Annotated in this window: 13 protein-coding genes and 2 pseudogenes; 8 read left to right on the plus strand and 7 right to left on the minus strand. The window is 69.6% G+C overall.

Annotated features, from left to right (window positions below; all coding sequences use genetic code 11):
• Nucleotides 1-74: 74 nt before the first annotated feature.
• The 5 genes from ACIP2X_RS07950 to ACIP2X_RS07970 form a co-directional block, all read right to left on the minus strand.
• Nucleotides 75-494 (minus strand): DUF732 domain-containing protein, encoded by a 420-nt coding sequence (locus tag ACIP2X_RS07950; protein WP_401669094.1) that lies wholly within the window; start codon nt 492-494, stop codon nt 75-77.
• Between the two features lie 250 nt (nt 495-744).
• Nucleotides 745-1,047: a hypothetical protein gene (locus tag ACIP2X_RS07955; RefSeq protein ID WP_401669097.1), complete on the minus strand. Its 303-nt coding sequence runs from the start codon at nt 1,045-1,047 to the stop codon at nt 745-747.
• A gap of 200 nt (nt 1,048-1,247) precedes the next feature.
• Nucleotides 1,248-2,540, minus strand: coding sequence for a replication-relaxation family protein (locus tag ACIP2X_RS07960; protein ID WP_401669100.1), 1,293 nt, complete (start codon nt 2,538-2,540; stop codon nt 1,248-1,250).
• Nucleotides 2,541-3,129: 589 nt separating this feature from the next.
• Nucleotides 3,130-3,393 (minus strand): hypothetical protein, encoded by a 264-nt coding sequence (locus tag ACIP2X_RS07965; RefSeq protein ID WP_401669102.1) that lies wholly within the window; start codon nt 3,391-3,393, stop codon nt 3,130-3,132.
• A gap of 529 nt (nt 3,394-3,922) precedes the next feature.
• Entirely contained in the window at nt 3,923-4,468 is a 546-nt protein-coding gene (locus tag ACIP2X_RS07970) for an SMI1/KNR4 family protein (RefSeq protein ID WP_401669105.1), read from the minus strand.
• 336 nt (nt 4,469-4,804) lie between these two features.
• Between ACIP2X_RS07970 and ACIP2X_RS07975 the strand changes: the two genes are divergently transcribed.
• On the plus strand, nt 4,805-6,109 hold the full coding sequence (locus ACIP2X_RS07975; protein WP_401669108.1) for a DUF4241 domain-containing protein: 1,305 nt from the start codon (nt 4,805-4,807) through the stop codon (nt 6,107-6,109).
• Nucleotides 6,110-6,246: 137 nt separating this feature from the next.
• Nucleotides 6,247-6,996 carry a hypothetical protein gene (locus ACIP2X_RS07980; protein WP_401669110.1) on the plus strand — a complete coding sequence of 250 codons (750 nt, stop codon included), beginning with the start codon at nt 6,247-6,249 and terminating at the stop codon, nt 6,994-6,996.
• Nucleotides 6,997-7,013: 17 nt separating this feature from the next.
• Here the strand turns inward: ACIP2X_RS07980 and ACIP2X_RS07985 are convergent, their stop codons facing one another.
• Entirely contained in the window at nt 7,014-7,301 is a 288-nt protein-coding gene (locus ACIP2X_RS07985; protein WP_401669113.1) for an ATP-binding protein, read from the minus strand.
• Nucleotides 7,302-7,363: 62 nt separating this feature from the next.
• Between ACIP2X_RS07985 and ACIP2X_RS07990 the strand changes: the two are divergent.
• The 6 genes and pseudogenes from ACIP2X_RS07990 to ACIP2X_RS08015 all read left to right on the plus strand — a co-directional run bounded on the left by ACIP2X_RS07990 (nt 7,364) and on the right by ACIP2X_RS08015 (nt 11,929).
• Nucleotides 7,364-7,908: pseudogene (locus ACIP2X_RS07990) on the plus strand (DUF6233 domain-containing protein).
• 361 nt (nt 7,909-8,269) lie between these two features.
• Nucleotides 8,270-8,947 carry an SMI1/KNR4 family protein gene (locus ACIP2X_RS07995; protein WP_401669115.1) on the plus strand — a complete coding sequence of 226 codons (678 nt, stop codon included), beginning with the start codon at nt 8,270-8,272 and terminating at the stop codon, nt 8,945-8,947.
• Nucleotides 8,948-9,278: 331 nt separating this feature from the next.
• Nucleotides 9,279-9,638, plus strand: a complete 360-nt coding sequence (locus ACIP2X_RS08000) for a helicase associated domain-containing protein (protein ID WP_401669117.1) — start codon at nt 9,279-9,281, stop codon at nt 9,636-9,638.
• A 71-nt stretch (nt 9,639-9,709) separates the two neighbouring features.
• Nucleotides 9,710-9,802: pseudogene (locus ACIP2X_RS08005) on the plus strand (hypothetical protein); the annotation flags it as partial.
• Nucleotides 9,803-9,905: 103 nt separating this feature from the next.
• Nucleotides 9,906-10,379 carry a helicase associated domain-containing protein gene (locus ACIP2X_RS08010; RefSeq protein ID WP_401669120.1) on the plus strand — a complete coding sequence of 158 codons (474 nt, stop codon included), beginning with the start codon at nt 9,906-9,908 and terminating at the stop codon, nt 10,377-10,379.
• A gap of 275 nt (nt 10,380-10,654) precedes the next feature.
• Nucleotides 10,655-11,929: an APC family permease gene (locus ACIP2X_RS08015; protein ID WP_401672230.1), complete on the plus strand. Its 1,275-nt coding sequence runs from the start codon at nt 10,655-10,657 to the stop codon at nt 11,927-11,929.
• On the opposite strand, the gene ACIP2X_RS08020 is transcribed toward ACIP2X_RS08015, so the two are convergent.
• Nucleotides 11,853-12,287, minus strand: coding sequence for a DUF6223 family protein (locus ACIP2X_RS08020; RefSeq protein WP_401669122.1), 435 nt, complete (start codon nt 12,285-12,287; stop codon nt 11,853-11,855). The two genes, ACIP2X_RS08015 and ACIP2X_RS08020, sit on opposite strands and share 77 nt — an antisense overlap.
• Nucleotides 12,288-12,338: the final 51 nt, after the last annotated feature.

Here is a 12,338-nt window from a genome sequence, read left to right on the forward strand (position 1 = left end):
CTAAGACCAGCCCCGCTCCTTCCCCCCGGCCGAACGCGGCTTCCTTACCTCACCGGCTCCAAGCTGGCGGCTGATCAGGACTCGGGGCAGAGCGTCCTGCGCAGCCCAACGTTGATGTGACTTCCGTCGTCATCGGTCAGCGTCACGCCGTCGTACGAGAACCGCTGCGCAGCAGCGTGGTCGGGGTTCGTCGTGCCGTTATCAAGAGAGGAGCACTGGTTGCGGGCCGCCTCGATTGCCTTGTCCTCGTCACGGGTGAGGTTGCCGTTGACGTCGTGGATGGCCGCGAGGACGGCGTCACGCTCGGCGCCGGTGGGCTCGGACGGCAGGCCGGCGTTCTTGGCGGCGCCGCTGTCGTCCGAGCCTCTCGACGATGCGGCTACGGTGCTCTTGGTGGGTTCCGTCTTGCTGTCGCTGCTCTTGTCGCTGCTGCAGCCAACGACGGCGACGGCAAGAATGGCGAAGATGGCCGCGGTGGTTGTGCGGATGCGCATGATTCCCCCTGGTTATGACATGAGTAGGAACATGGTGTGGCACGTGGGGCGACGGGCCTGCAGCGGTGATGGAGCTGTGACGTGACCCGGACGCGCTTGAAGCAATCCGTTTCCTCGACGCCTGCCGGCGTCCGCCGGAACACCCTGCAGGGTTGGTCCCTTTACCATCCCGGCCAGCCGTGACGGCGAAGCCAGCCGCCACTTCGGCAGGCGCTCGACAGCGACTGACATACGGAGCAGCTCCCGGCATCTACCTGCCGGGCGTATCGCCGGATTGGTAGAAGCGGCAGCTGATACCAGGCCCCTGCGCGCGGGGTTCGCCGGGGCGCGTGTCGTGCAGGGCGCGGCCGCAGGGCCGCCGTCCGAGCTCGGTGAGAAGAGCAACGCCGTCGTCGATGTCCTTGTCCGACCATCCGTGGATGTCCAGCAGCAGGCCGTCCAGCGGCCCGCCGACCAGTTCGGCGTAGGTCCGGTGCGGGAGCGGGCCGGGGTCGGGGTCGTCGTGGTCCGCGCCATAGACCCGGCCGTTCAGCAGCTGCTCATCGCCGTTCATCCGACCAAGCGTTGCAGCCGCCACCGACAACGCGGGCTTGCCCAGGGCTGCCTTTGGGCTTGCCCGCGTGGTCGGTCGCCGCGGCTTGCCCAACGTCAGGTGCGGAAGCGGGAGAGCCAGCCGCCGGCCTTCTGCGCGGCGGCCTGTTCCTCTGCCTCCTGGCGCAGGCCTCCTGCTCCTGGCGCTCGCGTTCGTCGGCTTCAGCCTGCTCCTCGGCTGCGACGGCCCGGTCCTGGCAGTTCTCGCACAGGTGCGGGTGCGACTGGCGCTTGCTCCAGTCCCGGGTGTAGCCGATCGCCTCCCACCTCTCGTCGGTGAACTTCTGCCCACAGTCCGCGCAGACCGGCCGCCGCGCCTCCCGCTGTGCGGCTTCCCGCTCTGCACGGCGCCGCTGTTCTTCCCTGGCGGCCTGGCGGCGCCGGGCGAGGTAGGCGTCCCGGCGGGCATTGCCGATCGCGTTCCACCAGCGGCTGGCGGTGGTCACGGCCTAAGCGCCAGAAGGCGGGCCCGGCAGGGCCGTGCTCGCGCAGCAGCTCCAACGTGGTCGCCACGATCGGGATGCAGCGGTCGTAGGAGTGGTAGCCGCCCTCGGGATGCCACCGCCCTTGCCAGTGGTGGCGGGTGAGGTCGGCGACCCTGGCCATCTGGTACTTGGCGGAGCGCTGGCCGGCCTGGTGGAAGACGAGCAGGACCGGCGGGTGCACCCGTTCGTACTCATCGGAGGGGGGTGCGGACCATCGGGTGCGCCACATCGGCTTCTCGATGCCGTCGGTGTCCTTCTCCTGCCGCTGGAAGAACCGGGCGTACTTGTCGAACTTGGCGGCGATGAGGACGGCTTCCTCGGTGCAGTTGTCGGCCTCGATGAACAGCAGCGGCACCCCGGCCTCCGGGGCGGTCAGGACGACGTCGGCGCGGGCGCTGCCGATCGCGGGGTTCTTCCAGGTGCCCTTCACCGGGAGCGCGACCTCGGTGGCGTAGGAGGCGAGGGTGCCGATCCCGTCCGGTGCGTCGACGGCGGCCCGCGCGGCCGCGACCGCTTCGGCCGGCTCGCCCGCGACCAGGTCCAGGTTCGGCTTCGGGCGGATCAGCGCGATGACCGTCTCGTTCACCGTCATCGGGTGCGAGGCGCCGGAGCGGCCCGCGCTCTTGGGCATGCCGCCCATCTCCTCTATCTCGCGGTCCAGGTCGATCGCGGCGGCGGCCAGGCCGTCCTTCGTGAGCAGCCGGGTCTCCTCCCCTCCCTGCGTGCGGCCGCCGTCGACGGCCAGGCCGTGACGCCGAAGGTCGTTCACCGCGGCGCGGTGGGAGGCGGTCCGGGCTTCCTTCCGTTTGGCCGCCGTCGGCTTGGTCGTGTGCCGGTAGGTCAGGTGCGGCGAGGACAGCCGCTGGATCTGGTCGGCGGTGGCGACCTTGAGCACCCCGAGGACGCGCAGCACATCCGCGCGCAGGTCGTTGCTCGATCCCGCCTCGTTCTCCTTGCGCTTGCCCGCCATCAGGCTCGCCCTCCCGTCGTCCGCGACCGGCCCCGGGGCCGGGCGCCGGCCCCGGCCGTGGAGGGGACCGGGCCCCCGGACCCGATGATCTCCCCCACCACCGACAACCAACTCAAGGCCAAAGGGAGAGAAGAGGGTTGCGACGATCCGGCACGGACCAGAAAACCCGCGCTGACTAGGGGAAATACCGGGTGTGCGGCTGCCGGGCACGGAAGTGGCTTCGGCAGTGGGAACGCAAGCGCCGGCGGCAGGGCCTCACCGGGGCTTGCCCAGCAGCCGCTACGCGGGGCGCGGCCAGGCCGGGCGGCGACAGCGTGAGGGGTCGGGCTCCAGGATCGCGGCCGCGCGGGGCGGCGGGAAGGGGTGGGTCGGTCGGGAGCGGGCACGGTGTCCTCGTTCCTCCGGCCTGCTGGCCGGGTCGGTGGTCGTCCGACCCGCGCGCGGATGTTCGCACGGGCCAGGGCCACCGTGAGGAAGGACCCCTTGTCCGCGGTCTGACGACCAGACCCGGCATGTGTCCGTTTTCGCCTTGACCAACCCTTGCAGGGTGGGTTTGTCCGTGGCCGAGGCCACACCGCCGGGGCGGAGTTCAGCGGGCGGGACGTGTGCTGGACGGCGAGGCTCCGCGCCGCCAGTCCGAGGGCCTCTGGCCGCGGAACGTCTCGCCGCTCGCGATCCGGGCCTTGTTCCGGGCGAACTCCCGCTCGGCTGCCGACATCTGCCGGGGCGCACAGCCGGGGTGTCCCCAGCGGTCGGTCACCTTCGTGATGATCTCGCCCTTGGCGTAGTCCTTGAAGCAGGCCGGGCATGTGCCCGGATACGCGGCGCGCACCGAGCCGCGCGGCAGCGGCACCGCCTTCTTCGCCGCCGTCTTCTTCGCGGCCGGCTTCCCGCCGCCCGCCTTCTTCTTCGCCGCCTGCGCCCTCTTGATCGCCTCGCGCTGGCGCCTTGCCGGGCCGCTTCTTCGGCTGCTGCCCGCGTGCCGCCTTCTGTGCCGGGGTCTGTCCCACGCGCGGATCGTAGAGCCGACTCCTGGCGGGCATCGCGCGCCACGCGCACCAGCCACCGGGAACAGCGGCGCGCGGAGGCGCGCCGGTGGGCGCGCGGCGCGTTGAGTTGCGCACGATGCACCGCACTCCCCCACCGGGTGGAGCGCATCGGGTGGACTCCACCGCGCAGCCGATGCGCATCACGATGGGCTCCACTCCCCACCCGGTGCGCCAAGTGGCGTCCACTCCCACCCGGTGGAACGCACCGCGATGCCAGAGCGCGCGGCATCGTCCGCACCCCGCATCGCCCTTACGCACGGTGATGATGCGCGGTGTGCAGGGAGGGAGAGATCTCCCCTCCGCCATTCGAGCGGTCGAGGCCGCGAACGGGTGCTACTCGGTGCGCCACCAGCCCTGTCCGAAATGCCAGTCCCTCACCCAGCGCAGGAAATCGCCCCCAGACTGATCGGACGGGGACTTGGCATAAGGTGCGGCACATCCGTCTCTGAGCCACCACACCCGACCGCGGTGCGGCCCGGTCACCACCAGCGTCCAATACTCACCGGGCCTGTCGCTGCCCAGCAGCACTGAGCCGTGCTGGTAGGTCTGGTGCAACAGGGACGAGTGGCGGGTGTGGTCGTAGTATTCGTACTCCCACTGCCATTCCTCCTCAAGGGGGAAGGGCTGATCGAGCACGCGTGCGGCGGTGCCATCAAACGGCTCCGGGCTCATCCAGCAGTCCGCTTCCCAGAAGGCCCAGCTGTCCGGCTTCTCACCCACAGGCAGCAGACCACCCTCATCAGGCGGACCGTCGTCGGTACCGTTCGCGATCTCAGCCACGAACGTGCGATACGGCTCAGGCAACACCATCCCGTGCCTCCGCTCCCACGCCCGAAGCTCTTGCCAGCCCAAAGGAGAGTGCTGGACCTCTGCCGGCAAGGCTTCACGCAGGATGGCTATCGCACCCGAAATCGCATCTTCTACGGCCTACAGGTATCACCAGTCACCGACACTCGACCTCGGCCCACAGGATGCAGCGGGTTAAAGGACAAGCTGAGCGCCTGTGCCTGAGTCGTCCATGACGAAGTGGCGCTGGCGGGTCAACGGATCACGCTGGCAAGCCACTCGCTGAGCGGGTCGTGGGCCGGATCACCGGCATGACCGTCAGGGCACCGGAGCCGGCCCACCGCTCGCCCAGTAGGGCCGTTGTCACAGGCAGCGGCTACCTTGCAGCTCAACACAGAACCAAGGCAGGTTGCAGGAAGAGGAGCGGCAATGGTCGTCGAGGTGGGGTACGCGCAGGCGTGGGACCTGGAGGCTTGCGCGCCCTGGCGGCCGATATCCGTCGAGGAGGCCCGGGGGCGGGATGCCGCCGGGCTTCCGTACGTGGTGGTGTACCGGGCGCCGGGCCGGGAGGCTCCGCTGGAAGTCCGGCTCGTCTCCTGGCGAGACCACTACGTCGGGCTGTGGGTCTACGACGCCCACGGCCGCCGCACCTACGACCTGGACATGCGGCTGCTGGACGACCCGTCGCGGCTGCTGCGCCGGTTCTCTGTCGGCTGGTACTACACAGGCCCAGAGATGGCGGAGTTCGACAAGGCGTGCCCCCGCATCACCGTGGACCTCTTCCCGGACGGGAGGGGCCGACGGACGGAGGAGCGGCAGGGGCAGGGCGGGGGCTCCTACGTCACCTCGCCCGGACTCCGGGATGACGAGCGCTGGATGGACCGCCCCGCCTTCGGGGAGTGGCCGCTGCTCTCGGCTCAGGTGCACGAGTTCATTGAGCCGCCGGCCTTTAAGGCGGCTGAGGTGGCCGAGGCAGCCGAGCCAGGTGACGGAGCCGCCCCCGCCGCCTGCTGGCGTCCGCCGCGCCCCGCGCAGCCCGGGCCGATCAACGAGTTGTTCCGGCCTGGGGTGCGCGTGACCGACGGGTACCACCCCGAGATGACAGTGGTGGAGCCGCGCCGGGTCGGCACTTTGCGCGTACCCAGCGGGCTGCTGGCCGTCTTCGGCCCGGACATCGACCACGGCGACAGGCCGCGCATTACGGTCCCTGTCCGGCCCGGGGAGTACGTACTCGACGAGGCGCGGGTCCGCTTCAGCTACCACTGCGAGTGGCGGGACGCCGAGGTCACGACCACAGAAGCCACGGCCGTCCGCCTGCTGGTCAGCGAGACCCCCGCAGCGACCTGGGAGATGGCACTCGGTCCGGATGACGATCCCCGGCTGTTCATCGAGCAGCAGATAGCCGGCTTCGACACCGACAGCGCCACTGGCTGCTTCGCTGACGCCGGGGCCTGGGAGCCGCTCATCGCGCTCTTCGAGCGGGGGCTGATCCGGGGGGAGTCGGGCCTGGACGGGTACGAAGACATCGACGACGGTTCCATGTTCACGCAGCGCACCTGGGACGAGGCTTCCGGCGGCGAGCTCATGGCCTTCGCGACGACCGGGGACGGTACCTACCCGGTGTGGGTCGGCCGTTCCGAGGCCGGTGAGGTCATCGGCGTCGTGGTGCTGGTGGAGGGGATGCCCGAGCTGCTCCCGGAGCGGGACGGAACCCCCACCGATGCGGCTGTGTAGGCAAGGTCCTGCCTGCGGCCGCAGTCGCCAGCCTGGTTGCAGCTGGTGACGATCTCGGCAACACGGTTCACAACGCTCGGCGCCGGAGTCCGGGATACATGTACCCATCAGGTCAGCGGCGGGCGCCGCCCGAACTCGTGAACATCGACTCGGCCGCCTTCGGGGCGCCTCCCGCGCTCATCGACAAACGACTCCCGTTCTCGGTGGACAAAGCCATTGGTGCGATGATCCCCGAGGTGGGTGTGCGCTCGCCGAAATCTCGACTCGGGGGTGGCTCGGTTTTGGACACGTGGCAGGAGTTGTCGGCGGCGGTGGAGGATCGCCTGGCGGCCATGTCGTCGAGTGAGCGCGCAGTGTTTGCCGCTGGCGCCGCTGAGCGGCTCATGAGTTGGCATGAAGCACTACCCGAGGAGGATCGGGCGCCGTTCACGATGAGCCTTCGCCCCCTGCTGAACGCCGTATGGGAGGGTTCCCTCGGGGACTCGACGGCTTTCACGGCGGTGAAGCGGGGTGTGGCCGAATACATGCTCAGCGAGTACTGCCACAACGATGGCCAGGACGGTCCCGACGATGCGGACGAGAACGCGGCGGCCACGACGCTGTATGCCGCGCACGCCTACCTGTTCGAGTGCTGTGACTTCTCGGTCTGGGCCAGCCGACGGGCCGTGGACGCTGTGGACGAGCACCTTGAGCACCTCGCCGAGCAGGAAAAGGAAGTACCCGACCTCGACGAGGCAACCATTGCCGAGCTCCAGCGCCAGCTGCGGGATCTCGACCTCATCGCGACCTACTCGAAGGATCTGCGGCTCGCCAGCCTTGGGCTGCCCATCGATACTTCGATCCGGCTTCGCATGGAACTGCAGACCCCTCTTTCCAGCCGGGACTGACCGTGTGAACAGCCCGGTCACTTGCGTCGTTCTGCTTCGGTGATACGGAAGCGGTAGGACTCGGTGCCGGTCTGGATGAGGGTGCAGCGGAACGTGATCCGGTCGACGATGGCCGCGCAGAGGCGTGCGTCGCCGAAGGTCTTGTCCCACTTTGCGAACGGGGAGTTCGTGGCCACGGCGGTCGCCTTGCACTCTTCACGCTCGGTGAAAATCTGGAACAGCAGCTTGGCGCCCTTCTTGTCCAGGTTCAGATACCCAAACTCGTCCAGACAGAGGAGGTCGACCTTGCTGTAGCGGGCGATCACTGAGAGCCAGAGCGGTGACGTCCCTCAGCTGGCAGCGACGTGCTTACCGTGGGGTCGTGACCATGCCTTCCGATGACGCGGCCGTGCCGGTGCCGGTACGGGTCGCGCTGCCCGCCGACCTGGTGCTCGGACACCCAGAGCAGGAGGTCCTCGCGCGGCTGTGGAAGCGGCGGCAGACCGAGACGGGCTGGCTGTATCTGGTGGGGCTGCCGTCGTACCAGGAACGCGGGGACGGGGGTGTGGAGGCGGCGGAGTACCGGGTGTGGGTCCGAGCTCCCGACCATGTGCGGCCGGTCGACGGGTCGACTACCACCAGGTCGCCACCGAGCGGGCAGAGTCGTCACCGCAGTCGGTGGTCCGCGAGGTGCTCGGGGAGCGCCGGGCGTCGGGGTGGGTACTGGCGAAGGTGCGTGAGGGGTGGGGCCCGGCCCGGGGTGTACTGCACGCGCCCGACTGCACCGAAGCCCCACAGGGTGCACCGCTGCTCGACGTCGAGCACGCACTGAACGTCGCGGAGAACCCGGGGACACGGCTGTGCACGCTGTGCGGGTGCGCGCAGGAGCTGATGCCGATGCTGAACGGGTTCGACCACATCAGCGACTCCTGACCTGTCATGGTCGGGGTGAGCGGTGCCCTGGTCGGATCCACAGCGAGGTCGCAACTCAGTACAAAGCGGGTGACCTTCCCGACGCATCGTCGTTGAGGACATAGCGCACCTCCCCGAGCGCGAACCTGCCCGGGCACGCCGCGCGAACCTGCCCGGGCACCGCATCCTGACCGGCCCTGGGGACTCCTCACCCCCGGGGCCGACAATCCCTCAAGGGTGTCTAGGACGGTCTTCTTTGGCCCCGCTGTGACGGCTTCGTCTGGCCCCGGGGAGGAACGGTTTGAAGTGGCCCCACCTGGCTTCCCGGACGGCGGGGTGCCCCGCTGGGCTCAGTGTCGGCGGCAGCGCCTAGCTTTTGCGCATGACTGATCAGGCATGGACGGGCGTCCGTCAGCGGGTCGAGGCTTTGGGGGCGTCTTGCAAGAGCAACAAGGTGTTCGGGGCCTTGGGGCACAAATGGGTTCTGGAGGAGCCGCTCAGCCATGCTGAACTCGCTGAGCTTGAGGCGCAGGTGAAGGTGCGGCTACCAGAGGAATTTCGGTCCTTCCTCGTTCGAGTTGGCGCGGGTGGCGCAGGTCCTGCCTACGGCGTTTTCCCGGTGCGGCGAGTGCAAGGCCGCTGGCTGTGGGAGGGCGATGGAGCTGAGCTGGCGGACCTGTCCCGGCTTGCCGAGCCGTTCCCGGAGAAGGGTCCGGATCCGCAGCTTCTGGAGGAGCTTGCGGCCGAGCAGCCCGAGGAAGAGGACTTCGACGAGGTCGAGGAGTTCGACGACGCCATCGAGTCGTGGGACGAGCGCTGGGACGACGTCATGTTCAACCCTGATCGCACTGTCGGTGCCATCGTCATTGCAACCCGTGGCTGCGCCCTGCGCGATTGGCTGGTCGTCAGCGGACCGCACCGAGGCACGATGTGGTCCGACGACCGGGCCGACGAGGTTGACTTGGCCCCACGTCTCAACGACGACGGGACCCCTGTGACGTTCGCCCGTTGGTACACCGACTGGCTGCACCAGGCCGAGCGTCCGGACCCGCGCGGCTGATCGCCGCGCTGGCGTGACCGGCCAAAACTTGGCGCTCAGGCACAGGTGCACTCGATTGGAGTAGTGCGGTATTGACCCGGATTCGCGACCGGTATCACGCTGTGTGAGTCAGCGATTCCTGACCTGCGAGGGTCGGGGTGCGCGGTGCCATGGTTCACGGCAAGGTCGCAACTCGGCAGGCAACGGGTGACCTTCCCTGCGCATCGTCGTTGAGGACATCGCGCATCTCCCCGTTCTGCGCGTGTGGGGGACCCGGGCGTCCTTGAATTTGCCCGGGTCCCGCATCTTGACCGGTGCTGGTTTCCTCCAGCCCGGGGAAAATCCGGAGGACATGTTCACCTCCAGCTCGTACCGGCCGCTCGTGAAAGTGCTGGAGGGATTGCGGGCTCGTGATGAAGAGGCCGTCGAGTTGCTGGCCATTCCTCAAGCGCCGCAGAAGGACGTCGCGCAGCCATCCGAATGGATCGGCACGGCACCCGAGGAAGGCGCGGAGGAATCCCGGCTGCTGCTGCGTTTTGCTGCTCCGAGGGATCCGGTGATGGTCGCGGAGTGGGTGTCGTTCAACGTCATCGACACCGAACGGCAGGACTGGGCGCGTGGCTGGGCGAAACTGAAGGAGTACGTCGAGCGCGAAGGCCACGCCCGCGTCCCCTACGGACACCGGGAAGACGCCACACCCCTCGGGCAGTAGCGGAGCAGCGACGCGCGTACGGGGCCGGGGAGATGACCGGCCAGCGTGCGCGGCGGCTGGAGCGGCTGGGCATGGTCTGGTCGGTGACGGATGAACGGTTCCAGGAGAACCTGGAAGCCGCGAGGGCCTACTACGAGGAGCACTGGACGCTGTGCGCGCCGCGCACGGCGACGGCACTGGACCGGCCGATCGGACAGTGGCTGTCCAACCTCCGCCGCCCCGCTGCCCTCGACAGCCACCCGGAGGGGGAGGACGGCGCTGGAAGCCGTGGACGCCGACTGGAATCCGGCATGGCCGGCCGACTGGCAACGGCACTACGCCGCACTACGCGAGCTCGTACGCGACGAAGCAGGCCAGGCCGACGTCCTGCCCGGCGTCACCGTCCACGGCATGGACATCGGCAAATGGCTCGCCAAGAAGCGCCAACCGGCTGTCTGGGCCGGCTTGCTGGACGGGCAGCGCGAACGCCTGGAAGCCTTCGGCATCGCGCCGCTCGCCCCGGAGCCGGAAGCGCCCGCCAAGGCCCCTCAAAGCGCCCTGAGCGCCTTCGAGCGAGGTGTCGCGGCCCTCGCGCAGTACAAGGACCGCACAGGCTCCCTGGCCGTCCCCAGAAGCCACGTCGAGCGGCTGGAGGACGGCACCGAGGTCAAGCTCGGAGTCTTCTTGTCCAACACCAAGACCAGGTGCGCCAAGCTCACCGCCGACAAGCTCGCCGCCCTCGCCGCCCTCGGACTCGACTAGGCGCATGGAGGGCTGAGCTGACGCGCAACGGTATCGGTAACGCCGCCCCCGGCGGTGGTGCGACACAGTGGTACCGAGGACGGCGGAAGGGCTGGGTACCGAGCCCTCACCGCCTGTTCGGAGCCGACGGCCTTGATGGATGCCGTCGGCCGTCGTGTGTTTGGCCCCGCAACAATTGCCCCGGATGCGGGTCGGCGGCCGGACCGAGGCCTCACGTATCGTCTCCCGATATCGGAGTGCGTAACGTCTGCGGCTGTGCCGCCGAGGGAGTGGGCATGAGCAAGCCATCGACCACCGCCGGGATACCGGACGAGCTGAGCCGTCGGCTCGGGGTGCCGGATGCCGTGGTGATCGGTCTGGGGTCGATGATCGGCGCGGGGATCTTCGCCGCACTCGCCCCGGCCGCGGCGTCGGCCGGCTCCGGGCTGCTGATCGGCCTAGCGCTCGCGGGGGTGGTTGCCTACTGCAACGCCACCTCCTCGGCTCGGCTGGCAGCCCGCTATCCGGCCTCGGGCGGTACGTACGTCTATGGCCGTGAACGTCTCGGCGACTTCTGGGGCTACCTGGCGGGCTGGGCGTTCGTGGTGGGCAAGACCGCCTCCTGCGCGGCGATGGCGCTCACGGTCGGCTCGTACGTGTGGCCGGGCCAGGCCCACGCGGTCGCGGTCGCCGCGGTGGTGGCGCTGACCGCGGTGAACTACAGCGGTGTGCAGAAGTCCGCCCTGCTGACCCGGGTCATCGTGACCGTGGTCCTGGCGGTGCTAGCCGCCGTGGTGGTCGCCGCGGTCGCTTCCTCGGCGTCGGACGCGGCCCGGCTCGACGTCGGGGACGATGCGACGTTCGGCGGGGTGCTCCAGGCGGCGGGCCTGCTGTTCTTCGCCTTCGCGGGGTACGCGCGGATCGCGACCCTGGGCGAGGAGGTCCGCGATCCCGCCCGCACCATCCCCCGGGCCATCCCGATCGCGCTGGGCATCACCCTGGTCGTCTACGCCCTCGTCGCCGTCGCCGTCCTGACGGTGCTGGGTCCGCGGGAGCTGGCTGCGGCCGCCGCACCGCTGTCGGACGCGGCCAGGACGGCAGGCGCCGACTGGCTCGTCCCGGTCGTACGCGTCGGTGCCGCCGTGGCCGCGCTCGGTTCGCTGCTCGCGCTGATCCTCGGAGTCTCCCGCACCACGCTGGCCATGGCCCGCGACCGGCACCTGCCGCACGCCCTGGCTGCGGTGCATCCGAGGTTCAAGGTGCCGCACCGCGCCGAGCTCGTCGTCGGCATGGTGGTGGCGGTGGTCGCCGTGACGGCCGATGTGCGCGGGGCGATCGGATTCTCCTCCTTCGGCGTCCTTGCCTACTACGCCGTTGCCAACGCCTCCGCCTGGACTCTGCGGCCGCACGAGGGGCGTCCCGTACGGATCATCCCCGTGGTGGGGCTGGCTGGCTGCCTCGTCCTTGCCTTTGCCCTGCCGCTGTCCTCGGTGATCACAGGGACGGCGGTGCTGGCTGCCGGTGCCGCCGCCTACGGCGCCCGGCGCGTGGTGGCCACACGCACACCGTGACCCGGTGACGGTCAATCGGGGTGCGGCGGCGGGTGAGCGCCCAGCGGCCGAGCAGTACGGCGCCCAGCCCCAGCGCAACGGCCACGATGGCGCCGACGAGCCCGTTGCCGGTGCCGGGGCCGCCGCTGGAGGTGAGCAGGTGCAGCACCGCGAGGATTGTGCCGACCGTTCCCACCGCGATGGCCGAGATCCCGCCGGTGCGTGCGTTGCCCGTACTGATCCGGCCGCGGGCGCGGGCCAGGGCGAGCCAGCCGACGGCCAGGCCGAGCAGCCCCACCCCGAGGGCAAGGTTGGCCCCGGTCCGCCCGTCACCGATGATCCCGCCTTCGGCGGCTGCCACCAGTACTGAAGCATTCATGCCGTTTCCCCTCCGCCTCTGTCACTGTCCGAGGTCTTCGATGTGCCTTGA

The organism is Streptomyces sp. NPDC089424, assembly GCF_044749345.1.
Taxonomy (GTDB): Bacteria; Actinomycetota; Actinomycetes; order Streptomycetales; family Streptomycetaceae; genus Streptomyces.

Excerpts from the sequence above, each read along its gene's own strand:
- ACIP2X_RS07950 (WP_401669094.1), bottom strand. The coding sequence starts at position 494 with ATGCGCATCCGCACAACCACCGCGGCCATCTTCGCCATTCTTGCCGTC.
- ACIP2X_RS07955 (WP_401669097.1), bottom strand. The coding sequence starts at position 1,047 with ATGAACGGCGATGAGCAGCTGCTGAACGGCCGGGTCTATGGCGCGGAC.
- ACIP2X_RS07960 (WP_401669100.1), bottom strand. The coding sequence starts at position 2,540 with ATGGCGGGCAAGCGCAAGGAGAACGAGGCGGGATCGAGCAACGACCTG.
- ACIP2X_RS07975 (WP_401669108.1), top strand. The coding sequence starts at position 4,805 with ATGGTCGTCGAGGTGGGGTACGCGCAGGCGTGGGACCTGGAGGCTTGC.
- ACIP2X_RS07995 (WP_401669115.1), top strand. The coding sequence starts at position 8,270 with ATGACTGATCAGGCATGGACGGGCGTCCGTCAGCGGGTCGAGGCTTTG.
- ACIP2X_RS08000 (WP_401669117.1), top strand. The coding sequence starts at position 9,279 with ATGTTCACCTCCAGCTCGTACCGGCCGCTCGTGAAAGTGCTGGAGGGA.
- ACIP2X_RS08015 (WP_401672230.1), top strand. The coding sequence starts at position 10,655 with ATGAGCAAGCCATCGACCACCGCCGGGATACCGGACGAGCTGAGCCGT.
- ACIP2X_RS08020 (WP_401669122.1), bottom strand. The coding sequence starts at position 12,287 with ATGAATGCTTCAGTACTGGTGGCAGCCGCCGAAGGCGGGATCATCGGT.